Here is a 23,275-nt window from a genome sequence, read left to right on the forward strand (position 1 = left end):
GGCCGGACGCGGCATCAGGGCTGACCGGGGTCAAGGGCGGCCTGATGTGAACATTACGGTGCCGGGACCGCAGATGCATCAGGGTGATTGTCAGCCTTCGCTCCGAGCGTACTTGGCCTCGTGGCGTGCCTCCGACTCTCTGGCGCGTCGGAGGCACGCGCGGTCAGGAGCCGATTGAGTCCTGCGGGCGTCCCGATTTCAGGGCCGCGAGCCGCGCCTCCACTTCGGTCATCTCGCCGAGGTCTTCGAGCGACTCGAACTGGGCATCCAGGCTCGACGAGGCGAGCTCCTCGGCGCCACGGACTCTCGCCTCCTCGCGGCGGATTTTCTGCTCGAAACGGCTCACCTCGCTGGTCGGATCCATGAGGTCGATGCTCTTCACAGCGTCCTGAACCTGGCTCTGCGCCTCGACCGTTTTCGCTCGGGCATTCAGCTCGTCGCGCTTACTGGAGAGCTGCTGGAGCTTCTCGCGCATTTGGCTAAGGCCCGACTTGAGCTTGTCGACGACCTCGGTCTGCGAGGCGATAGTCGGCTCGGCGCCCTTCGCCTCCTGCTCGGCCTGGATCTGGCGCTGCAGAGCGACCTTCGCGAGAGCGTCGAATTTGTCGGCATCGGAGGCACTGCCGGAGGAGCGCAGCTCGTCGGCTTTGCGGCTCGCTGCCAAGGCTTTCGCGCCCCACTCCTGCGCATTCGCGACGTCTTCGCGGTAGTCATCTTCGAGCAGGCGCAGATTGCCGATGGTGGTCGCGACAGCGGCCTCGGCGTCCCGGATGCTGTCGGTGTAGTCGCGGACCATCTGGTCGAGCATCTTCTGCGGGTCTTCGGCCTGATCGAGGAGTGCATTGATGTTGGCCTTCGCGAGCTGCGTGACGCGGCCGAAGATCGACTGTCTCTGAGCCATGGTGTGTCTCCTTCTGTCGTGGGTGGTGCCGGATGTCGTGGTGGTGCCGGATGTCGAGATGGTGCCGGATCGTGGGCGGGAGGTCGATGTCAGAAGCGCCCGCCGCCGCCGCGACGTCCGCCTCCGCTACTGGTGCGACCGCCGCCGAAGCCGCCGCCTCCCGAGCCCCGTGACGAGCCGCCGCCGCCGAAGCCGCCGCCGAAGCCCCCCGAGCGGTATCCGGAGCGGCCGCCTCCGCCAAGCAGCGACTCGACGAGGATTCCACCGAGGAACGCGGCGGCCGTGCTGGAGCCGTTGCCCGCCGTGCCCGGCGCGGAGTAGGCGCCCGCGTCGGCACGCGCGCTGTCGAGCGCCTGCTGCGCCAGAGAGGAGGCTCGCTGCGCAGAGGCGAGAGCCTCGCGGGGGTCTGTCGCGGCGAGCTGAGCTGCGTACTCGGCCGAGCGCGCGGCCTCGGCGACGCGGGTGCGCGCCTGTGAGCCGACGGCGCCGCGGCGGGCCGCGATGAAGTCCTCGGCGGCCGAGACACGGCTGCGCGCGGCGATGATCTCGGCCCCGAGAGCCGCCCTCTCGCGCTCGCGCTGCGCCTGCGCATCGCGAAACCCGCCCACGGCTGCGTCGATAGTGGCGTCCGCCGCCGCCAGCCTGTCGAGCAGCCCGAGCGGATCGTTCGGTTGCACCGCGGCGGCTCGCTCAACCTCGTCCAGGGCAGCCCCGGTCGAGGCGACTGCTGCGGCGACGTTCTGCGCCTGTGCCTGTGCCTGCGGTTCGCCCGCCACCGCGAGCGCGCGGCCCTGCGCCACGTCGGCGCGGATTTCGGCGATCCGGCCCGCGAGCGCCGCCGCCGCCGTCTGTAGCTCGGCTGCCCGGGTGGTGACCGCGCCGACGAGGCCCGACGCTTGCTCGGCGGCCTGCTGACCAGCCCGCAGGAGGACCGCCGCGCGTCCGGAATCGCCACCCTGCAGACTCTGCTGGGCGGCGGTGAGCTGATCGCGGGTGAAGCGGAGGCGATCCTCCGCCTGATCGGCGTCGTCGCTCACATCGTCGATCGCCGTCGCGGTGTAGCGAGCGGTGAGTTCAGCGAGCAGCACGCGGGTGGGAGCGAGGCGTTCACTCACCTCCGTCGCGCGGGCGGTGAGAGCGGCGATGACCTGCGGCGCGTTCTTCTCCAGCGCCCGCAGCTCCTCGAAGGCGCTCGCGCGTTCATCGAGTGTCTGTTCGGCATCGGCGCAGAGCTGCAGGATCCGCTGGTAGCCGTCGCGGCGCTCCTGGTCGGTGTCGGGCTCGGCATCGTCGAGGCTCTGCTGGAGTGTGAAGGCTTCGCCGAGGAGGCGCTTGGCGGTGACGAGCGCCTCCTGGAACGGGCCGGTTGCGTCGGTGCCGAACTGTGCCTGGGCGAAGCCCACCTCCTGCTCGCTGGTGCGGACGGCGTCGTCGGTGTGCACGAGCGCCGATCCGGCGCGGGTGGCGAGCTCGTCTATGGAGGCTTCGGCCGCCTCCTCGGCGTGACGGCGGCGCGAACGGCGCACGAGGAGCCAGACCACGACTCCGATCACGGCGAGGCCCGCGAGCACGGCGAGGGTGACGAGGAGACCGGAGCCGAGCGCCTGGCCCGCCGTGGGAGCGTCGAGGCGCTGCCCGATTCCCTCCGCCGCGGCGAGAGCCGCCCCAGACCAGTCGCCGGTCGCCAGCCTCGGTTCGATGTCGTTCTTTTGGAGAGAGGCGACCTGGCCGTCGTCCAGAGCGAAACCCTGAGCGACTGACACCTGGTATTGCCGGGCGTCGACGGCGACGGCGAGCAGGACGTCGTCGGTCCCGAGTCCGTTGCGTGTCGCAGTCTCGTCCGCCCAGGCGGCCCGGTCGGCCGGATCGGTGAAGGAGTCGACGAAGGTGACGAACAACTGCACGCGGTGCCGGTCGTAGAGCGCGCGTGCGGCCTGCTCGACCTCAGCGGTTTCGGCGGGGCTCAGCGCGCCAGCGGCGTCCAGAACGGGGGAGGAGGAGAAGGCGACGGGCGCCTCGGCCACCGCCGCAGTCGCCGGGACCAGCGCGAGAGCTGCTGTGATCAGAACGGCCGCGAGCGCCGGCAGGAACCGGGAGCTCACGGGGTGGTGGGGTCTCGACGGCATCGCGCACACTCCTTCGTTGGTCGCCTCCCGAGTGTAGACAGCCCTGGCACCCGAATGCAGGACCGTCACCCTCAGGCCGTTCGGTGGATGCGGGATGGGAGAACGCCGGGAGCCGGAATGCCTCCGTCCCCGAAGTGGTTTCCGCCGGGAGTGCGACGTGTGCGCGCACGACGCTCCCTCCTCAGAAAGGTGATCCCGTGGATCCGTTCTCCCCTCTCACCGCCGGCGACCTCGACCTGCCGAACCGCATCGTCCTGGCGCCCATGACGCGCCTGCGTTCCGACGAGCAGGGCGTGCCTGGCCCGCTCGTCGCCGAGTATTACGCCCAGCGCGCAAGCATGGGCCTGCTGATCAGCGAGGGCGTGTTCCCGAGCGCCGAGTCGAAGGGCTACCCCGGCCAGCCCGGTATCGCGACGCCGGAGCAGGCCAAGGGGTGGCGCGCCGTTGCCGGCGCCGTGCACGCCGCGGGTGGCCGTATCGTCATGCAGCTCATGAATGCCGGCCGCGTCTCGCACACCGAGATCACCGGGACCGATCGGATCGTCGCCCCGAGCGCCATCGCGATCGACGGCGAGGTGCACGTGCCTAGCGGCAAGAAGCCCTTCCCGGTGCCGCACGCCCTGACCACCGAGGAGCTGGCACGAGTTCGCAACGAGTTCGTCGCCGCTGCGCGCCGTGCGGTCGACGCCGGCTTCGATGGAGTCGAGGTGCATGGCGCGAACGGTTACCTGCTGCACGAGTTCCTCTCTCCCGTCTCGAACGTGCGCACCGATGAGTACGGCGGAACGCCCGCTGAGCGCGCTGCGTTCCCGCTGGAGGTGACCCGCGCGATCGTAGAGGAGATTGGTGCCGGACGCGTCGGTATCCGCCTCTCGCCCGCCCACAACATCCAGGATGTCGTCGAGACGGATGCGGACGACGTGCGCGCGACCTATGGGGCCCTGGTCGACGGGCTCGCTCCGCTCGGACTCTCGTACCTCAGCGTGCTGCACGCGGAGCCGGCCGGCGAACTGGTCCAGGATCTGCGCGCCCGCTTTGGCGGTGTCTTCGTGGCTAACAGCGGTTTCGGCTCGCCGACCAGCCGTGAAGAGGCGACAGGGCTCATTACCGAAGGTCACGCCGACGCGGTGGCAGTCGGGCGCCCCGCAATCGCGAACCCCGACCTTCTCGAGCGCTGGCAGGGCGGGCATCCCGAGAACGAGGTCGTCCAGGAGACGGTCTACGGCAGTGGAGCCGAGGGCTACACCGACTACGAGCGCCTCTCGGCGTAGTCGGTTGCGGAGGTAAAAGGCCCGCTCCCTCCTGGGTGGCGGGCCTTTTGCGTGTGGTCAGTTGTCGCTGCCGGCGCTTGTGAGCGCGGTCTCGATGTCCTCGGTCTGCTCGGCCGTCAGTTCGACGTCCTCGTCGTCAGGATTGACGGCGTCGCCGCGACGACCTTCGCCGACGGCGCGGATCGAGGCGAGTTCGTCTGCGAGCGCCGGGTCCTCGCCTCCGCGCTCAGTCACGAGCCGGTCGCGATCTTCCCGGCCGAGATAGCCTCGGCGTACTTGCGGAGGTCGGGGCCGGGCTCGAAGTCGATAAAGCGGTCCTTGAGGCGCGCATTCAGCTCGGCAAAGATGTCCTCCCAGGGCTCGCCCTTCTTACTCGTCGCAAGATCGAGCACGGCCTCCCGGAGGACCCGGTCCGAATCCTCAAGGATCTTGTCGCGGGCTTCGTCGTTCCAACGGATGTCCTGTGGGTCCATGCACCGACCGTAGGTGCGGGGGCCTTGCCCCTGCAGGGACTTGCGGAGGTGCGGTGGGAGGCGTAAGCGGCGAGGGCCCGTCGTAGGCTTCCCTCAATGCTGACGTTCACTGAGGACCTCGGCCTCCCCGTGCTCGCGCTGATGATCCTCGCCGCCTTCGCGGCCGGCTGGATCGACGCGGTGGTCGGCGGCGGCGGCCTGCTCCAACTCCCCGCTCTCCTCCTTGTGCCCGGGATCTCGCCCGTCCAGGCTCTGGCCACCAACAAACTCGCCTCGGTGTTCGGCACCACCACCAGTGCGATCACGTTCTTCCGCCGCGCCAGACCCGATCTGCGCACCGCGCTCCCGATGGCGGGGGTCGCGCTTGCGGGCAGCTACGCCGGCGCGACGCTCGCGGGGCTCCTCCCCTCCGCCGTCTTCAAGCCGATCATCGTCGTAGCCCTGATCGTGGTCGCGGTCGTCACAATCGCTCGCCCCGCCCTCGGCAGCGTCACCGTGCTCAAGCACGCGGGGCGTCGGCATCTCGTGACGGCGGCCGTGCTCGGGTTGTTGATCGGCTTTTACGACGGGCTGATTGGCCCGGGCACCGGCACTTTCTTGATCATTGCGCTGATCACCGCCCTCGGCTACGACTTCCTGCTCGCCAGCGCCAAGGCCAAGATCGTCAACGTCGCGACCAATGTCGGCGCGCTGCTCTACTTCGTGCCGGGCGGCCATGTGATCGGGGTGCTCGGCCTGGTTATGGGTGTCGCGAATGTCGCCGGCGCCTACCTCGGCTCCCGGATGGCCGTCGCGCGGGGCAGCCGCTTCATCCGCATCGCCTTCCTCGTGGTGGTCGGCGCCCTCATCCTCAAGGTCGGCTCCGACGTCTGGACCGAAAACCTGGCCCCGCTGCTCTAGCCACCCTCCACCCTCCCACCTCCCTCCTCCCTCGAAATGTCGCGAGATGCCCTCGATCGGACGAGATCCCACGCCGCGGCAGGGGATCTCGTCCGGGTCCCGCGATCTCGTGGGGCGACTCCGCTCAGCCGAACGGAACGGAGCCCACCAGCACGCCGACCGCGAGCATCACCAGCGAGACGATCACCGCGCGCCAGAGCACCTTGCGGTGGTGATCGCCGAGGTTGACGGCGGCGAGGGAGACGAGCAGCAAGATCGCCGGGACCAGAGGGCTCTGCAGGTGCACCGGCTGACCGGTGATTGAGGCACGCGCCATCTCGACTGGCGAGATGCCGTAGTTCGCCGCGCTCTCGGAGAGGACCGGGAGGATGCCGTAGTAGAAGGCGTCGTTCGACATGAAGAAGGTCATCGGGATGCTGAGCACGCCTGTGATGACGGCGAGGAACGGGCCCATCGCCGGCGGGATCACCGCGACGACCCACTTCGCCATCGCATCGACCATGCCCGTGCCGTTGAGCACGCCGATCAGCACTCCCGCCGCGAGAACCATCGAGACGACACCGACGATGCTCGGCGCGTGCTTGACGATTTCGGAAGCCTGATCCTTCATGGTCGGGAAGTTGATCAGCAGCGCGACCGCCGAGCCGACCATGAAGACGTAGGGCAGAGGCAGGATGTCGGCGACCAGCAGCGTCATCACGGCGAGCGTCAGCACGAGGTTCACCCAGATCAGCTTCGGGCGCAGAGTCTCGCGCTCGGGGTCGAGCATGGTGTCCGCCATCGCAGTGTCGGCGTCGTCGGCCTGGACGCGGGCGGCGACGGCGATCTGGGCGCCGCGGAGGGACTGGGGTCCGCGGAGGAAGGAGAAGCGTTCCCGGGCGACGGTGCGGATGCCTCCGGTCAACGCGGCGAGGCCGCTCGCGCGGGACGAGGTGCCGCGGTCGGCGCCGACGAGTTCGCGCTCGAGCATTGGCTCGGCCAGCGCCAGCGTGCCGAGGCGACGGCGCTCGCCGAGGCCGAGGAACCAGGCGAAGACGAGGGTGACGGCCAGCCCGACCGCAAGCGAGGGCAGCATCGGTACGAAGATGTCGCTCGGTGAGACCTGGAGGGCCGCCGCGGCGCGCACCGTCGGTCCGCCCCACGGAACGATGTTGAGCGTGCCGTTCGCGAGCCCTGCCACGCAGGTCAGCACGACCGGGTTCATCCCCAAGCGGAGGTAGATCGGCAGCATTGCGGCGGTGGTGACGATGAAGGTGGTCGAGCCGTCACCATCGAGGGACACCGCTCCGGCGAGTAGCGCCGTCCCGAGCACGACCTTCGCCGGATCGTCACCGAGCGCGCGCACGATGAAGCGGATGAGCGGATCGAAAAGCCCGACGTCGATCATGATGCCGAAGTACATGATCGCGAACATGAGCAGCGCGGCCGTGGGCGCGAGGCTGCCGATCGCTTCGAGGACCATGTCGCCGATCCCGAGTCCGGCTCCCGCGAAGAGTCCGAAGATCGTCGGCACGACGATCAGGGCGACCATCGGCGTCAACCGCTTGGTCATGATCAGGGCCATGAAGGCCAGGATCATCGTGAATCCGAGTACTACCAACACAACTGACTCCTTGTCGAGTTCCGCCGGTCGAGGACGGCGGAACTTCGGCCGGGGGTGCTCGACACCCTAGGCACCTGGGCTGTTCGCTCTGGGGAATCGCTCATTACTGCGACATCTGCGCATAGTGTGGGTTCTGCGCATTCTGCGCACCAGGAGATCGAGGAGACCGGATGCGTTTCGCGAGCCACGTGCTCGTCCTCCAGCTCGCGACCGTCTCGGCCGCGGTGCTCGTCTGCGCCGGAGTCGTGACCGCGTTGAGTGTGCAGCAGTTGCGCGGCGAGGCGGAGGAGACGGCGCTCGCCATCGCCCGAACCGTCGCCGAGGATCCTGACGTGCGCGAGGCCGTCACCGCCTCCTCCGCCGAGCCCGGTGTGCCGGCTGCCGCCGAGCTGCGCCGGGGTCCGCTCGAGACCATCGCCGCCGCGGTCGAGCAGCGCACGGGCGCACTCTTCATCGTCATCACCGACGACCAGGGCATCCGCCTGGCTCATCCTGACGAGAACCGCCTCGGCGAGCGGGTCTCGACCAGCCCCGACGAGGCTCTGGCGGGGCGCGAGAGCGTGTCCTGGGGGACCGGCACGCTCGGCGAGTCGGCGCGAGCCAAGGTCCCCGTGTTCTCGGAGGGAGAGGGGCGGGTCGTCGGCGAGGTCAGCATCGGCTTCGCGCGTTCCAGCGTCTTCACCGACCTGCCCGCCGCTCTGCTCGGCGTCCTCGCGGCGGCGCTTGCGGGCCTGGTGCTGGCGGCGGTCGCGTCCGTCTTCATCCGCCGCCGCCTGCTGCGCCTGACGCTGGGCCTCGCGCCGGAGGAGTTGACGTCGCTGGTGCAAGACCAGGCGGCCGTGCTCGACGGTGTCGATGAGGGAGTGCTTGCCCTCGACCGCGATGGGCGCGTCGGCGTCTGCAACGCGCGGGCGGCGGCGATCCTCGGCTCTGACGATCCGACCGGACGGGCGCTGCACGGGCGCGCCCTCTCTGAGCTCGCCCTGCCGACTCCGCTGGCCGACGCGATCGACGCGGCCTTGCGCTCGGCAGACCCGCCGCGCAGAGGCGGCGAGGAGGGCTTCGTCATTCGCTCGCGCATTGTCTACGTCGACATCCGGAGGGTCACCCGTGGTGACCGCGATCTGGGCGTGGTCGTCGTGCTGCGCGACCGCACCGACCTCGCCGCGCTCAGCCGCCGACTCGACGCGGTCGGCGCGATGACGAACGCGCTCCGGGTGCAGCGGCACGAGTTCGCCAACCGTCTGCACGTGGTCGCCGGCCTCCTCGATGCGGGGCGGACGGGGTCGGCGCGCGACTACCTCGACGAGGTGCTGACCCGCGGTCCGCTGAAGTACCCGGTGCAGCACGCCGACCGGCTACAGGAGCCCTACCTCCAGGCACTCGTCGGCGCGAAGGGAATCGAGGCGGCCGAGCGCGGCGTGCTGCTCACGCTCGGCGAGGAGACACTGGTGCGTGGCACGGTCATCGAACCGGAGGATGTCGCCACGGTCGTCGGCAACCTCGTCGACAACGCGGTCCGCGCGGCGGTGGAGGGGCGGCGCGACGTGCGGTTCGTTGAGATTGAGCTGCTGGATGACGGCACTGCGCTCTTCGTGACGGTCGCCGACTCGGGCGACGGGGTCGTCTCTCCGGAGTCACTGTTTGATCGGGCCGGCACGAGCGACCCCGTGGCGGACGACGGCCGGGTGCACGGCCGCGGCTTCGGTCTCCGGCTCTGTCGCGAGGTGGCCACCCGACGCGGCGGGGAGGTCTGGTTGGCAGACGCTGGCGGGGTGGAGTCGGGAGCCGTGCTCTGCGCGCGCCTGCCCGGGTCGGTCCGGCCGCCGGAGCGGGACGGGGACGAGTGATGAGCGCGGACACGGCGCAGGAGCGCACGGTGTTGGTGGTCGACGACGACTTCCGGGTGGCGCAGCTGCACGCGGATCTCGTGGCGGCGCGACAGGGCCTCACCGCGCTCGCTCCGGTGCACACCGCCCGCGCCGCCTGCGCGGCTGTCGCCGAGCACGCGCCCGATCTGTTGCTGCTCGATGTGCATCTGCCTGACCAGAGCGGCATCGCCCTGCTTCACGAGCTCGATATCGACGCATTCGTGGTGAGTGCCGCCTCCGACGGGGCAACGGTGCGGCGGGCGCTGCACGCGGGGGCGCTCGGTTACCTGATCAAGCCGTTCGAGGCGCGACTGCTCAGCGAGCGCCTCGACGCCTACGTGCGGTTTCGGAACGTGCTGCGCGAGGATCGCGTGGCCGATCAGGAGGCGGTGGAGCGGGCGCTGCGGATCCTGCACTCGGGTGACACTGCGGCCGCGCAGCCCTCGCGCTCGGCGACCGAGCAGTTGGTCCTCGCGCGCCTCGCGGAGTCGGGGGCCGAGCTTTCGGCACTCGACGTCGCCGAGCGCGCCGGCATCTCGCGGGCCACCGCCCAGCGCTACCTCTCCGGCCTCTCCGGCCGTGGCCTGGTCGAGATGACCCTCAGTTACGGGAGTACCGGTCGCCCCGAACACCGCTATCGGGCGAAGTAGCCGCACAACGAAGGCTGGGACGTGGGATTCGGGGGTTCTCGGCTTCGAAAGGCGTCCTAGCCTTCGTTATGCAGACGACTCAGTGCGGAGCGTCGACGTCGGCCACGCGGTGGCGTGTTGCGGCCTCGGCGGCCATGCGGCGTCCCTTCGGGCTGACGAGGGAGGCGATGACCGTGACCACCAGGACGCCGACGATGACCGAGAGCGAGAGGCCGGTGCCGATCTCGAAGACCTCGACGTGCTCGCCGTTGTTGATGAACGGCAGGGTGTTCTCGTGCAGCGCGTGCAGGATCAGCTTCACGCCGATGAAGGCGAGGATCACGGCCAGGCCGATGCTGAGATAGACGAGGCGGTCGAGCAGTCCGTCGATGAGGAAGTACAGCTGGCGCAGTCCCAGCAGCGAGAATGCGGTCGCCGTGAAGACGAGGAATACGTCGCTGGTGAGGCCAAAGATCGCCGGCACACTGTCGAGGGCAAAGAGGATGTCTGTGCCGCCGATCGCCGCCATGACGAGGATCATCGGCGTGAGAACCTTCTTACCGTCGACCCGGGTGTAGAACTTATCGCCGTCGTACTGGTCGCTCGTCTTGAAGATCCGCTTGGCGAGCCGCACCATGACGTTGTCGCCGGAGTGCTCGTCGCCCGGCTTCACGAGATTGAACGCGGTGAGCAGCAGGATCAGGCCGAAGAGGTAGAAGACCCAGGCGAACGAATTGATCAGCGCGGCGCCGAGGAAGATGAATCCGGTGCGGGCGATAAGCGCGAAGACGATGCCGAAGAGCAGCACCTTCTGCTGATCGGCGCGAGGCACCTTGAAGCTCGCCATGATGATCAGGAAGACGAACAGATTGTCGACCGACAACGCCTTTTCGGTGATGTAGCCGGCGAAGTATTCGGAGCCTGGCGTTGGCCCGCCGAATACGAGGACGCCGAGGCCGAAGACGACGGCGATGCCGACGTAGAGCGCGGACCACAGGGCCGACTCCTTTAGGGTGGGCTCGTGGGCTTTGCGGACGTGGAAGAAGAAGTCGAAGAGCAGGAGCAGGACGATGAAGACGATCGTCAGGGTCCAGATCAGGGGCGACACGGTCATGAAGGGGCTGGCCTCGCTCGAGAAGGGGTGGGGACGGTCGGAGAACTCGCTCGTCACAAGAACGCTAGCGACGCCGTGACGAGAGAACGGCGTCCGCCGTTCAATCATGAGTATCTTCTCAGTGATGAGAGCGCGAGCTGCGCTGGGTGGCCGGTCGGCCAGACTGGACATCATGACCGACGATGCTGTCGACAGGACTTTCGAGGACGCTGACGGCGTCACGATCCATTACCGCTGGTGGACACATCCGTCTCCCCGAGCGATCGTGCAGATCGCGCACGGGATCGGTGAACATTCGGGCCGCTACATCGAACTCGCCGAGGCGCTGCTTGCGGCGGGATACGCGGTGGCCGCCGATGACCATCGTGGTCATGGGCGGACCGGCCTCGAGCAGCACGGTGGCGAGGCGTCCCGGCTGGGGCTGCTCGGCCCGGGCGGCCTGCGCGCGACGGAGGCGGCAATCAGCCGACTCTCGAGCGAGCTGGGCGAGGAGAGCCCCGGCGTGCCGATCGTGCTTCTCGGCCACTCCTGGGGCTCATTGATGGCACAGCGGATCGTTGATCACCACTCCGCCGACTACGCGGCCCTGGTGCTCAGCGGCACGGCCTACCGCCTCCCGGGCTACATGAATGCGGGCGACCTGACGAAGCGCCACCGGGTGGCCGGTGGCCTCGGTCTCGAGTGGCTCTCGCGCGACCCGGAGGTGTGGCAGCGGTTCCACGACGATCCGCTGACCTTCACTACTCCGCTCGCGGCGCGCATCGGACTCACCGAGACACTGCGGCTCATCGGGCGGCCTGCTCGCCGGCCCGCGCACCCGCTGCCCTTGCTGCTCGTCGTGGGGGCCGAGGACACGCTCGGTGGCGAGCGCTCGGTGCGGGCGCTCGCCAACGCCTACCGTCGGCGCGCCGGGTATACGGACGTCTCGGTGCGGGTGTATCCGGAGGCGCGGCACGAGCTGTTCCAGGAGCTGAACCGGGCCGAGGTCACGGCCGATCTGGTCGAGTGGCTGCACGCGCGCTTCCCCGCCTCGTCTCCCGCTTAGGCTGACGTCATGCATGGCGAGTACAAAGTCCCCGGTGGAAAGCTCGTGGTCGTCGACCTCGATGTGGTCGAGGGAAGGTTCGCGGGCTTCCGGCTCGCGGGCGACTTCTTCCTCGAGCCTGATACGGCGCTCGATGACATCGACCGCGCGGTGATCGGACTGCCGGTCGAGACCGACGCGAAGTCGATCGCCGCCGCCATCCGGCAGGCTCTGCCGAGCGACGCGGTGCTGCTCGGCTTCACCCCCGAGGCCGTCGCGGTCGCGATCCGGCGCTCACTGCAGAAGGCGACGAGTTGGCGCGACTACGACTGGCGGATCGTGCACGACGGGGCCGTGTCTCCGGCAACCCACCTCGCGCTCGACGAGGTGTTGACCGCCGCCGTCGGCGAAGGCCGTCGCGAGCCCACCCTGCGCATCTGGGAGTGGGACCGACCGGCTGTCGTGATCGGCAGCTTCCAGTCGCTCCGTAACGAGGTCGACCTCGACAACGCGGCGAAGTACGGGGTCGACGTGGTGCGGCGTATTTCCGGCGGTGGCGCGATGTTCATGGAGGCTGGCAGCGTCGTCACGTACTCGCTCTATGTCCCCGGCGACCTCGTGCAGGGCCTGACGTTCGCCGACTCCTACGCCTTCCTTGATGAGTGGGCGGTGAGCGCCCTGCAGTCGCTCGGGATCGACGCGGTGTACCAGCCGCTCAACGACATCACCTCGCCCTCGGGCAAGATCGGCGGAGCGGCGCAGAAGCGGCTCGGCTCCGGCGCAGTCCTGCACCACGTGACCATGAGCTACGACATCGACGCCGAGAAGATGGTGCAGGTGCTGCGGATCGGACGCGAAAAGCTGTCCGATAAGGGCATCGCCTCCGCCGTGAAACGCGTCGACCCGCTGCGCAGCCAAACCGGGCTCAGCCGCGCCGAGATCATTGAGCGGATGAAGGCGACGTTCGTGCAGCTGCACGGCGGGGAGCCGGACACCCTCAGCGAGGAGGAGTACGCGGCGGCCGAAGAGCTGGTGCGGACGAAGTACTCGACCCCGGAGTGGCTGCGTCGCGTCCCCTGAGGGACGGGTGAGACCGGGTCGGGGGATGCCGCTCAGCCCGCGAGGAGTTCCTGGTAGTCGGGATGCTCGGCGATGAACTCCGCGACGAACGGACACGCCGGAACGATGCGTGGGCCGAAGCGCCGGTGCGCGTCGTCGAGCGCCCCTCCGACGAGTGTCTCTCCGAGGCCCTCGTGCCGGCGCGTCGGAGCGATCTCGGTATGGAGGAACACGACGTCGCCGCCGCGGACGGCGTAGTCGGCAAGCCCGACGTTCTCGCCGTCGACCCAGAGCGTGTAGCGGGAACCGTCCTGATCGTGTCGCACTTCTGAGACCATCGCGCCACTCTACGCCGCCGCCTCCTGGACACCGGCCGAGCGCCATGCGACCCGCGGAGCGTGCCGTCGACTCCTCGCGCACTGGCACAATTGCCGGATGCCCCGGACGATCCAGATTGCGGACGGCGTCCCGCAGACACGGAGCGCGGTGTTCCACGCCGACAACCTCGAGGTTCTGCCGCAGCTAGCCGACGGGGCCTTCACCGTCGTGTATCTCGACCCTCCCTTCAACACGGGGCGGGCGCAGGTGCGGACGTCGACCACCTCCGTGCGCTCGGACACAGGGACGATCGCGGGCTTCAAGGGCCACAGCTACGAGCGGATCCGCGGCGACCTGCTCCGCTACGATGACCGCTTCGACGACTACTGGTCGTTTCTCGAGCCCCGTCTCGCCGAGGCGTGGCGCCTCCTCGCCGACGACGGAACGCTATACCTGCACCTCGACTACCGCGAGGCGCACTACGCCAAGGTGCTGCTCGACGCGCTCTTCGGCCGCGAGTGTTTTCTGAACGAGATCATCTGGGCGTACGACTACGGGGCGAAGGCGACGCGGCGCTGGCCCACGAAGCACGACACGATCCTCGTCTACGTGAAGAATCCGCGCGGCTACCACTTCGACTCCGTCGCCGTCGACCGTGAGCCGTACATGGCGCCCGGCCTCGTCACGCCCGAGAAGGCCGAGCGCGGTAAGCGGCCGACAGACGTCTGGTGGCACACCATCGTCTCGCCGACCGGCCACGAGAAGACCGGATATCCGACGCAGAAGCCGGAGGGGGTCCTCCGCCGAATCGTGCAGGCCTCGAGCCGTGAGGGCGATGCCGTGCTCGACTTCTTCGCCGGGTCGGGGACGACCGGTGCGGTGGCGCACGCCCTCGGCCGGCGCTTCGTGCTCATTGATGAGCACGTCGACGCGATCGCGGTCATGCGCCGGCGGTTCGCGGGCTTTGACCCCGAGCCGCTGTTCCTCTGAGGTCTGGGCGCGTCTCCACTGTCCACAAGTTGTCGCACTCGACGTCGAGTGCGACAACTTGTGGACAGTGGTGCGCGGGATGCTTCCTCCACAGGCAGCGGTTGGAGGAACTGTCCCCAGAAGTACCGGAACGAGGTCCGCGAGGTTCGTGTGCCGTCCAGGCTGGCGGCATGTCCAGCACCGATCTCAACGCCTTCACCCGACGCGCGGCCCTCCGCGCGGGGGCGACGGACGCGCAGCTTCGCTCCCCGGCCCTGGCCCAGCCTTTCCACGGCGTCCGCACCCGCGTCACTCCGGTCACGCATCTCGAGCGCGCCACGGCGTACGTCCCGCGGCTTCGACCCTGGCAGCTCTTCTCGCACCTGACCGCCGCGCATGCGTGGGGAGTTCCTCTCCCCTTGCCGCCTCTCGAGGACGACCCGATCCACGTCTCGGCGCGGCCACCTCATCGACCCCCACGGACTCGGGGCGTCATCGGTCACACGCTCGCCGACACGGATCCAGACGTTGTGGAGCGCCACGGCCTGCGGATCACAGGCGCAGCGTCCACCTGGATTGCCCTGGCGCCGATGCTCTCGGCCCGCGATCTCCTCGCCGCCACCGACTACTTTCTCTTCGTGCCGAGGCGCCCCCGCCGAGACGATCCCCGCCCGTTTGTCACCTTCGCCGAACTTGAGGGGCGGCTCGCGACGCATCGGGGCCGTGGGCGTCGAGGGCTCGTCGTTGCACTGCGGCTCGCCTCGACGAGGGCAGCCTCGCGCAAGGAGTCCTGGCTGCGGTCACTCGTCCTGCGGGCAGGGCTGCCCGAAGCCGAAGTGAACGCCGAGATCCGGGTCAATGGTCGACTCCTCGCCATCGGCGACGTGGTGTTCCGACGGTGGAAAGTGGTGGTCGAGTACGACGGCGGGCAGCACCGCACGGACGATGCTCAATTCGCGCGTGACCGGGAACGGCTCCTTGCCCTGCAGCTCGCCGGCTGGATCGTCGTGGTCGTCCGGGCCGAGGGCCTGAGCCGAGGCCGCGCGAGGACCGTCGCTGAGATCCGAGCCGCCCTGACGGCCCACGGGTGGAGACCGTGATGCATGGATCACGTTCGCCGCGCCGAGAGTCCAGAAGTTGTCGCACTCGGCGTCGACTGCGACAACTTGTGGACACTCGCGGCGCGGCAGCGCGTCGAAGTGCCGCGCCGACGTCCGCGTTAGCTGCTGGCGCGCGCGACGAGCGTCGTCGGCATCAGCGTGCGGTGGTCGACGGGCGATCCCTCGATCCGAGCCGTCAACAGCTCGGCCATGCGCGCGCCGAGTTCGACCGGCAGTTGACGGACCGTCGTCAGCGCCGGCACTGCGTTCTGGGCGAACAGGTCGTCGTCGAAGCCGACGACCGAGACGTCCTCGGGGATGCGGCGTCCGGCCTCACGCAGAGCAGCGTACGCGCCGACGGCCATCTGGTCGTTGGCCGCGAAGACGCCGTCGATCGAGGGGTCACGCGCGAGGAGGCGGCGCATCGCCACCGTGCCGCTGCCCGGCGAGAAGTCACCCCACTCGACCAGGTCGTCGGCAAGACCGACGGCCGAGAGGGCTCCGCGCCAGCCCATCAACCTGTCGACCCCGGGAGGCATGTCGGCCGGCCCGGCGATGGTCGCGATGCGACGCCGTCCGCGCTCGATCAGGTGGGCCGTCGCGACGGCCGCTCCGTCGGCGTTGTCGACGTCGACGTAGTACGAGCCGCGTTCCTCGGGCGAGAGCGGGCGCCCGCCGAACACGATCGGAAGCGAGCCCGAGAGCGCCGCGTAGGAGTGGTCGCCGGAGTGGTGCGACACGACGATCGCGCCGTCGACGTTTCCGCCAAGGAGGTAGCGGCGGGTCTTCTCTCCGTCCGTCTCGGAGGCGATCAGCATCGAGAGCGTGTAGTCGGTGTCGGCGAGGCGCATCGCTGCGCCCTGCACGATGGCGGCGAAAAACGGGTCGGCGAAGACACGGGCCGTCGACTCCGGCACGATCAGCGCGATCGAGTGGGTGCGCCGCGAGGCGAGCATCCGCGCCGCGTGGTTGGGCACGTAATCCAGCTCGCCGATCGCCTTCTCGACGGCAGCGACGATCTCGGCTGCGACTTGCGGCGCTCCGTTGACGACCCGCGAGACCGTCGCCCTCGAGACGCCCGCCCGAGCCGCGACCATCTCGAGGGTGGGAGAGCGACCCCCTCCGCGGATACTCGATCCCTCGCTCACGGCTCAGCTCAGCCCTCTCGCGGCGCTGCCGCCGATCAGGCGCGCGAAAACCAGGCCAGAGTCCTTGACGAGGCGCTCCTGCGACTCGTAGTCGACGCGAACGATCCCGAACCGCTTCTCGTAGCCCCAGGCCCACTCGAAGTTGTCCAGCAGCGACCAGACAAAGTAGCCGCGCACGTCGGCGCCCTGGTCGATCGCCTCGGCGACCTTCTCAATGTGGTCGAGCACGTACTGAGTGCGGTCGGCGTCGTGCACGCGGCCCTCGATGACAACGTCGTCGTAGGCGGCTCCGTTCTCGGTCACATACAGCGGAGGCAGGTTCTCATACTCGAGGCCGAGGCGGGTGAGCAGGTAGCGCAGTCCGTCCGGATGCACCTCCCAGTCCATCGCTGTGCGGGGCAGATGGCGCGAGGGGAAGGTGAGGAACTCCGACCCGACCCACGGGGAGCCCACCTCACGGTCGGTGGCCTGGGCGAAGTCCTCGGTGCCGTTGGGCAGCGGATGCGCCGAGACGTTGTCGTCGTGGTAGTGGTTCACGCCGAGGAAGTCGAGCGGGAGCGAGATCAGGTCGAGGTCGCCGTCGATGATCAGCTCATCAAGGCCGAGACCCGCGACGTCTTCGAGCAGGTCCTCGGGGTACTCGCCGCGCAGCAGCGGATCGAGGAAGATGCGGTTCTGCAGCGCGTCGAAGCGCCGCGCGGCGTCGAGGTCGGCGTCGTCCTCTGGGTCGTCCGGGACGGCGTTAGACAGATTGAGTGTGATGCCCACATTCTGCGCGCCGAGCTGCCGCAGCGTCGAGACCGCGAGGCCGTGGGCAAGGTGGGTGTGGTGCACGGCGGCCAACGCCTTCTGCTGCGAGATCACGCCGGGGGCATGCACGCCCGCGCCGTACGAGAGGAGGGTCGAGCAGAACGGCTCATTGAACGTGGTCCAGTGCTGGACGCGGTCGCCGAGGCACTCGTAGACCGCCTCGGTGTAGTCGCGAAAGCGTTCCGCGGTATCGCGGCTGGCCCAGCCGCCGGTTTCCTCGACCGCCTGCGGCATATCCCAGTGATAGAGCGTCAGCCACGGCAGGATGCCCGCGCCCAGCAGCTCGTCGACGAGGCGGGAGTAGAAGTCAAGGCCCTCCGCGTTTACCGAGCGGTCGCCCGGCTTGACCCGCGACCAGCTCACCGAGAAGCGGTACGAGCCGAGTCCCAGCTCCTTCATCAGGTGCACATCTGCCGGCATGCGGTGGTAGTGGTCGACCGCGACCTCGGGAGTCTCGCCGTTCGCGACCGCGCCGGGAACGCGGGAGAACGCATCCCAGATGCTGTCCTCCTTGCCCGCCTCGTGGCCCGCGCCCTCGATCTGCGCGGCGGCGGTGGCGGAGCCCCACAGGAACCCGGCGGGCCAGTCCCGCACCGCCAGTCGCTCGGCTCTCGCGGTCTGCTCCGCGAGGTGTGGGGTCACGGGGGAGGGGATGCTGGCGGCGCTCATTGCGGACTCCTTCGGCGGCTGTCTGATCAGTCTAGGGCGTCGATGGAGCGCTCTCTCGCTTGTGATCACGGTGCACGCGAGCCGAGGCCGCCGGCCGCCGTTGAGCCGCCGCGGGAGGGACGGCGCCTCGACGGCGCCGGTGGTGTCTCGGGGCTGAGGGGTTCGAGACACCACCTGCGGGTGCTCCTTGGCCAGCCAGCGGCGCGTGCTCGAGCGAGATCAGGCGCCGCTGGCAGGACCCTCGCGAGGCGGAAGCGTCCGCATCGAGTCGGTCCGGACGTCGGGTTCGATGCTCCCGGCGGCGAGGTCCGCTCCGGCGCGCGCGGCGAGCTGCGGATCCGTTCGACGCAGTTGCGCCGCGGCGTCCTCGTTCGCGAGGTCGTGCGCCTCCTGCATCGCCGACTTCGCTCGCAGGGGCGGCGTGCGGAGGAACCAGGAGAGCACGAAGGCGAGCAGCACGACCCCGAGCGCGACCTGGAACACCGTGACCGTCGCGTCGTTGAAGCCCGTCAGGAACGGAGCCGAGAGCGCCCGGTTGGCGGTATTCAGGAACGAGGTGTCGCCGTCGAGCGCCGAGCCGATCGCCGCGGTGTCCTGCGACTGCAGGAGCCTGAGGATGCCCGAGTTTGCGGGGTCAGCGACGATGGTCGGGTCGGTGGCGGCTTGCTGCAGATCCGCCGAGATCGTCGGGTTCCTGAAGGCCGCGGCGATCGTCTCGGGGATCCGGCTGAAGAGCACCGAAAAGATCACGGCGGTGCCCAGTGTGCCGCCGATCTGGCGGAAGAACGTCGAGGCGCTGGTCGCGACTCCCATGTTCGCCACGTCGACCGAGTTCTGCGAGGCGAGCGTGAGGGTCTGCATCATCTGGCCGAGCCCGAGGCCCAGCAGCAGCATGCCGCCCATCATGAAGATCACCGGCTTGTCGATCGTCACGAAGGTGAAGAGGAAGAAGGCGGCCGACATCAGCAAAGTGCCAAGAATCGGGAAGGCGCGGTAGCGACCCGTGCGCGAGATGATCTGGCCCGACACGATCGAGGCGATCATCAGGCCGAGGATCATCGGCAGCATCAGGAAGCCGGACTCGGTGGGAGTAGCGCCGTTGACGAGCTGCAGGTACAGCGGGATCGCCATCATGCCGCCGAACATGCCGAAGCCGACCAGCACACCGAGCACGGTCGCCATCGAAAAGGTGGGCGAGCGGAAAAGCTTGAGCGGGATCAGCGCGTCATCGCCCATCATCCGCTCGGCCGCGATGAAGCCGATGATTCCCAGCGCGCCGACAATGTAGCAGACCCACGCGATGGGCGAGCCCCAACCCCACTCGCGGCCCTGCTCGGCGATCAGCAGAAGCGGACCGGCTGCGACGATGACGAGCGAAGCGCCCCACCAGTCAATCCGCACCGAGCGCTTTCCGGCCGGCGTTGGCAGGTGCAGGAAGCGCACCACGATGAACAGCGCGACGGCGCCGATCGGAAGGTTGATCAGGAATACCCATCGCCAGCCGGTGATGAAGAGAATCTCGGGAGTGCCAGCGAGCAGGCCGCCGATGAGCGGCCCGACGACGCTCGAAATGCCGAAGACGGCCAGGAAGTAGCCCTGGTACTTCGCGCGCTCGCGTGGGGGGAGGATGTCGCCCATCACGGTGAGGGCGAGCGACATCAGTCCGCCGGCACCCAGCCCCTGCACAGCGCGGAAGCCCGCGAGCCCGAGCATCGAGGTCGAGAATCCGGCGAGCGTCGAGCCGATCAGGAACAGCACGATCGCAATCAAGTACAGCGGCCGGCGTCCAAAGATGTCCGAGAGCTTCCCGTAAATAGGAGTCGCGATTGTCGAGACGATCAGGTAAGCGGTGGTCACCCACGCCTGCTGCGAGAGGCCGTCGAGGTCATCCGCGATGGTGCGCATGGAGGTGCCGACGATCGTCTGGTCAAGCGACGACAGGAACATTCCCGCCATCAGACCGAAAATCACGAACAGAATTTGCCGGTGCGACATGATGGCGCCCGAGGGCGTCGGTGTCGATGCGGAAGATGTGGAGGCGGAGTCGGCCACGGTGGTCCCCTTGTCTGGCGGACGCGTCCAGGCACGGCGATCCGCCGCAAACGTTGCGTGCTGCGCAAACTTACATCGTGTGCGGAGTTCGAGGCAGGATATCGGGCGAGCCTGAGCAGGATCTCAGGTCAACGGCCCGTCATGCGCTCGCTGACACCGCCTCGTCCGCCCAGCCGGCCTCGCGGAGCGCAGCGCGCGCCTCCGCTCGCGCGGAGTAAGGGGTGCGCACCCCGAGGACATCGCGGTAGTTCTGGTGGCCTGGACCCGCCCAAAGAATGGCGTCGCCTTCGCCCGCAAGAGAAACCGCAACCCGGATGGCACGCTTGGGATCGTCGACCTCGTGCACCTGCGCATCGGGGCGCGCCGCGAGCGCGGCGTCGATAAGGGTGCGCCGGATGGCGACGGGATTCTCGAAGCGGGGATGGTGGTCGGTGACGACCAGGATGTCGCTTCCTCCCACCGCCGCCTCGGCCATCGCGGGGCGCTTGAGGGCGTCGCGGTCGCCGTCGGCGCCGAACACCATGATCACGCGGCCGGGCGTGACCTGTCGGACCGCCTCGAGCGTGCGGTGGAACGCGTCGGCGCTATGGCCGAAGTCCACGTAGACGGTCGGCCCACGCTCGCCCGACACGCGCTCGATGCGGCCGGGAAGGGACGCGTCGACTCCGCCGTCGCGGTGCAGCGCGGCCCGGATCTCGCCGATCGGCCAGCCCGCCTCGATCAGCATCGCTATCGCGAGCGCAGCGTTGGCAGCCATGTGTGCGCCGATGATCGGCACCGACGTCGTAATGGCGCGTCCCTCGCGGTTTTCCATCCGAAAGCGCGTGCGGCCAAATTCCTGCGTGAGCACGGTCACTCGCCAGTCCGCGTCGACGCCCGGGAGGGAGGCGATGGTCGTCACCGGCACTCCGGCCGCGGTGCAGATCCGCTCGCCGTAGGGGGAGTCGAGTGAGACGACGGCACGGCGGGCTCGATCGGACTGGAACAACTGCGCCTTCTCGCCGAAGTAGGTATCCATGTCCCCGTAGTCGTCGAGGTGGTCGTGGCTGAGGTTGGTGAATCCGGCGACATCGAACACGACGCCGTCGACACGGTGTCGGGTGAGGGCCTGGGCACTGACCTCGATGGCCGCGGCACCGACTCCCTCCTCCTCCATGCGGGCGACGAGAGCGTGGAACTCGGTGGCCTCGGGAGTGGTCAGGCCGCTGGTCACCGACGTGTCACCGATGTGCCGTTCGGCCGTGGAGCTCAGCCCGGGAACCACGCCGAGCTGGCGCAGGATGCCCTCGAGCATGTGCACGGTCGAGGTTTTTCCGTTGGTTCCGGTGACTCCGAAGAGCACCGGGGAGCGCTCGGCGGTGCCGTACACGGCGGCGGCGATGGCACCGAGGCGGGAGCGCGGCTCCGACACCACCAGGACGGGCAGGCCGGTCGTGCGCGCGGCACTCTCGCCGAACAGGTCGGTGAGTACCGCGACCGCGCCCCGGGATACTGCCTGCTCAATGAAGTCCGCGCCGTGGCGATGTGCGCCTGGTAGGGCGACGAAAAGGTCTCCGGGTTCGACGTCGGAGGCAATCAGCGTGACTCCGGTGACCGCCGCGGCCAGCGCGTCGTCGCTCTCGACCTCGAGGGTACGGGCGAGTGCGACGAGAGGAACGGACGGAGCGTGGCGGGGTCGGAGCATGATGTCCTCTCGTTGACGGTCCCTGAGGTCACGCGGCCGAAGGACGCGGGCGCACGCGGGGCCGTGCATGTCACCCAAGATAGGGGGTCCGCTTATGTGAATCCTTAGAGGATATGCAAGACGCGCGTGGAGGGGGACGGGTGGACAGGATCGCGGGTCGGTGCATCCATCTCCCGCGTCGGGTGATGTCCACGGACGAGCGGAGCTCGCTGTCTAGGCTTGGAGGATGACGACGAACGAGAACGAGCCGACCGGCGGGCGCCCCGTCCGCCGCCGCGCCCTGGTCATCGGGGGAGTCGCGGTCGCCGCAGGCGTGACCGCTTTCGGAGTTGGAGCCGCGTTCGGCAGCGGCGGACGCTCGCCCATTGTGTCGGGATCGCCCACTGCCGCGCCGGCAAGTGGTTCCGCCCCGGCCGCTCCGGAAACACCGGCATCGACCGCGGAACCGGTCGCGACGCCCACGCCCGGGTTCGACCTCGCCGCCCACTCCACCGACGATCCGGAGAGTATCTGGGTCGTCGTCAACAAGCTGCGAACGCTCTCGCCGGTCGACTACGTCCCGGCCGACCTGACCTTCCCTGACGTGTCCTTCGTGAATCGCCAGCCGATGCGGAAGGCGGCCGCCGACGCTCTCGTCCCGCTGTTCGCGGCTGCGAGTGCTGAGGCCGGCCTCGCCCTGGCCGTTCAGAGTGCATACCGTTCCTACGACACGCAGGTCTCTGTCTACGCCGGCTGGGTTTCCTCCCGTGGCCAGGCGGGCGCAGACGCAACCAGCGCCCGCCCGGGGCACAGCGAGCATCAGACGGGCTGGGCCGTCGATGTCGTTGGCGCTTCGGGAGCCTGTGCGCTCGAGATCTGCTGGGGCGATACGGCGGAGGGGCAGTGGGTCGGCGCGAACGCGCATCGCTTCGGCTTCCTCGTGCGTTACAAGCCCGAGTCCACTCCGATCACCGGCTACGAATCAGAGCCGTACCACTTGCGCTATGTCGGCACAGAACTCTCGCAGTACCTGCACGACTCCGGAATCGAGACGTTGGAGCGCGCGTTCGGCCTTCCGGATGCGCCCGATTACGCGCCCGGAACCAGCGATTAGCTGCCCGAACGATCCGAAGCGGGCCCGACCGGACGCGACACACGCCGCTCGTTACCGTCCTGTTATTCGGAGCGCTTTCGGAGGTCCGTCCAACAGGTCTCCCACCTTCGCCTGGTGACATTGCCGCTTCCCCCGCTCCCGAGCTCGGTCCCCCTGCCGCGCCGCCGAACCCCGAGATCCCTCTGTGCCCCCTCGCTCCATCCGTTCCACCCTGCCCGCCGGCCTTCGCCAGACCTCTACTCCAGATGACACTCCCGTCGCTGCTCCGCCGCTCACTCGCCGCGAAGCTCGCGAACGCGAGGGCCGAAGCCGGCCTTCCTCCCCGAGAGCGACCCCGGCGCCTCCTGCCGCCGTCGCTCCCGAGAGCCAGACGTCGCCACCTTCTCCGCGCTCGGCGGACGCCGCCGCTTGTCACTCCCGCCGCGACCGCCGTGCCGCAGAGCGCGATCGCGCCGAACCCT

General features: G+C 68.9%; 20 protein-coding genes. 9 read left to right on the forward strand and 11 right to left on the reverse strand.

The genetic code is table 11. The features are described 5' to 3' along the window. Positions 1-163: 163 nt before the first annotated feature. Both B0H03_RS05005 and B0H03_RS05010 read right to left on the reverse strand, forming a co-directional pair. Positions 164-901 carry a PspA/IM30 family protein gene (locus B0H03_RS05005; protein ID WP_104265305.1) on the reverse strand — a complete coding sequence of 246 codons (738 nt, stop codon included), beginning with the start codon at positions 899-901 and terminating at the stop codon, positions 164-166. Between the two features lie 89 nt (positions 902-990). Next, entirely contained in the window at positions 991-3,027 is a 2,037-nt protein-coding gene (locus tag B0H03_RS05010) for a TPM domain-containing protein (protein ID WP_104265304.1), read from the reverse strand. Between the two features lie 197 nt (positions 3,028-3,224). Here B0H03_RS05010 and B0H03_RS05015 point away from each other — a divergent pair, with 197 nt between their 5' ends. Continuing rightward, complete coding sequence (locus B0H03_RS05015; protein WP_104265303.1) at positions 3,225-4,298, forward strand: alkene reductase; 1,074 nt, start codon at positions 3,225-3,227, stop codon at positions 4,296-4,298. A gap of 57 nt (positions 4,299-4,355) precedes the next feature. On the opposite strand, the gene B0H03_RS16500 is transcribed toward B0H03_RS05015, so the two are convergent. Both B0H03_RS16500 and B0H03_RS05020 read right to left on the reverse strand, forming a co-directional pair. After that, complete coding sequence (locus tag B0H03_RS16500; RefSeq protein ID WP_160487237.1) at positions 4,356-4,532, reverse strand: hypothetical protein; 177 nt, start codon at positions 4,530-4,532, stop codon at positions 4,356-4,358. Continuing rightward, positions 4,529-4,771 (reverse strand): hypothetical protein, encoded by a 243-nt coding sequence (locus B0H03_RS05020; protein ID WP_104265302.1) that lies wholly within the window; start codon positions 4,769-4,771, stop codon positions 4,529-4,531. Before B0H03_RS05020 ends, B0H03_RS16500 begins: the two co-directional genes overlap by 4 nt. Positions 4,772-4,867: 96 nt before the next feature. Between B0H03_RS05020 and B0H03_RS05025 the strand changes: the two genes are divergently transcribed. Beyond that, a complete protein-coding gene (locus B0H03_RS05025) occupies positions 4,868-5,671 on the forward strand; it encodes a TSUP family transporter (RefSeq protein WP_104265301.1) in 804 nt (267 codons plus the stop codon). Positions 5,672-5,795: 124 nt separating this feature from the next. Here B0H03_RS05025 and B0H03_RS05030 read toward each other — a convergent pair whose 3' ends face one another. After that, entirely contained in the window at positions 5,796-7,250 is a 1,455-nt protein-coding gene (locus tag B0H03_RS05030) for a CitMHS family transporter (protein WP_104265384.1), read from the reverse strand. A gap of 194 nt (positions 7,251-7,444) precedes the next feature. Between B0H03_RS05030 and B0H03_RS05035 the strand changes: the two genes are divergently transcribed. Further along, positions 7,445-9,124, forward strand: coding sequence for a sensor histidine kinase (locus B0H03_RS05035; protein ID WP_104265300.1), 1,680 nt, complete (start codon positions 7,445-7,447; stop codon positions 9,122-9,124). Further along, entirely contained in the window at positions 9,124-9,795 is a 672-nt protein-coding gene (locus B0H03_RS05040; protein WP_104265299.1) for a response regulator, read from the forward strand. Before B0H03_RS05035 ends, B0H03_RS05040 begins: the two co-directional genes overlap by 1 nt. 79 nt (positions 9,796-9,874) lie before the next feature. Here B0H03_RS05040 and B0H03_RS05045 read toward each other — a convergent pair whose 3' ends face one another. After that, positions 9,875-10,888, reverse strand: a complete 1,014-nt coding sequence (locus B0H03_RS05045; RefSeq protein WP_104265383.1) for a TerC family protein — start codon at positions 10,886-10,888, stop codon at positions 9,875-9,877. A 172-nt stretch (positions 10,889-11,060) separates the two neighbouring features. On the opposite strand from B0H03_RS05045, the gene B0H03_RS05050 reads away from it, so the two are divergent. Continuing rightward, a complete protein-coding gene (locus B0H03_RS05050) occupies positions 11,061-11,933 on the forward strand; it encodes an alpha/beta fold hydrolase (RefSeq protein ID WP_104265298.1) in 873 nt (290 codons plus the stop codon). A gap of 9 nt (positions 11,934-11,942) precedes the next feature. Further along, positions 11,943-12,992 carry a lipoate-protein ligase LplAB gene (locus tag B0H03_RS05055; protein ID WP_104265297.1) on the forward strand — a complete coding sequence of 350 codons (1,050 nt, stop codon included), beginning with the start codon at positions 11,943-11,945 and terminating at the stop codon, positions 12,990-12,992. 32 nt (positions 12,993-13,024) lie between these two features. Here B0H03_RS05055 and B0H03_RS05060 read toward each other — a convergent pair whose 3' ends face one another. Then, a complete protein-coding gene (locus tag B0H03_RS05060; RefSeq protein WP_104265296.1) occupies positions 13,025-13,309 on the reverse strand; it encodes a GNAT family N-acetyltransferase in 285 nt (94 codons plus the stop codon). A gap of 97 nt (positions 13,310-13,406) precedes the next feature. Here B0H03_RS05060 and B0H03_RS05065 point away from each other — a divergent pair, with 97 nt between their 5' ends. Next, positions 13,407-14,279 (forward strand): DNA-methyltransferase, encoded by an 873-nt coding sequence (locus tag B0H03_RS05065; RefSeq protein WP_104265295.1) that lies wholly within the window; start codon positions 13,407-13,409, stop codon positions 14,277-14,279. Between the two features lie 170 nt (positions 14,280-14,449). Next, positions 14,450-15,358, forward strand: a complete 909-nt coding sequence (locus B0H03_RS05070; protein ID WP_104265294.1) for an endonuclease domain-containing protein — start codon at positions 14,450-14,452, stop codon at positions 15,356-15,358. Between the two features lie 119 nt (positions 15,359-15,477). Here the strand turns inward: B0H03_RS05070 and B0H03_RS05075 are convergent, their stop codons facing one another. From B0H03_RS05075 to B0H03_RS05090, 4 genes are all read right to left on the reverse strand, one after another. Continuing rightward, positions 15,478-16,455, reverse strand: coding sequence for a LacI family DNA-binding transcriptional regulator (locus tag B0H03_RS05075; RefSeq protein ID WP_104265293.1), 978 nt, complete (start codon positions 16,453-16,455; stop codon positions 15,478-15,480). Between the two features lie 54 nt (positions 16,456-16,509). Next, a complete protein-coding gene (locus B0H03_RS05080) occupies positions 16,510-17,985 on the reverse strand; it encodes a GH1 family beta-glucosidase (RefSeq protein WP_104265292.1) in 1,476 nt (491 codons plus the stop codon). A 219-nt stretch (positions 17,986-18,204) separates the two neighbouring features. Next, positions 18,205-19,980, reverse strand: a complete 1,776-nt coding sequence (locus B0H03_RS05085; RefSeq protein ID WP_104265291.1) for an MDR family MFS transporter — start codon at positions 19,978-19,980, stop codon at positions 18,205-18,207. Between the two features lie 196 nt (positions 19,981-20,176). Then, the gene (locus B0H03_RS05090) at positions 20,177-21,721 is read right to left on the reverse strand and encodes a Mur ligase family protein (protein ID WP_104265290.1); all 1,545 of its coding nucleotides are present in this window, start codon (positions 21,719-21,721) and stop codon (positions 20,177-20,179) included. A 226-nt stretch (positions 21,722-21,947) separates the two neighbouring features. On the opposite strand from B0H03_RS05090, the gene B0H03_RS05095 reads away from it, so the two are divergent. Then, complete coding sequence (locus tag B0H03_RS05095) at positions 21,948-22,814, forward strand: M15 family metallopeptidase (RefSeq protein ID WP_104265289.1); 867 nt, start codon at positions 21,948-21,950, stop codon at positions 22,812-22,814. Positions 22,815-23,275: the final 461 nt, after the last annotated feature.

Origin of the sequence: Rathayibacter iranicus NCPPB 2253 = VKM Ac-1602, assembly GCF_003149025.1 — a bacterium.
GTDB classification, from domain to species: domain Bacteria; phylum Actinomycetota; class Actinomycetes; order Actinomycetales; family Microbacteriaceae; genus Rathayibacter; species Rathayibacter iranicus.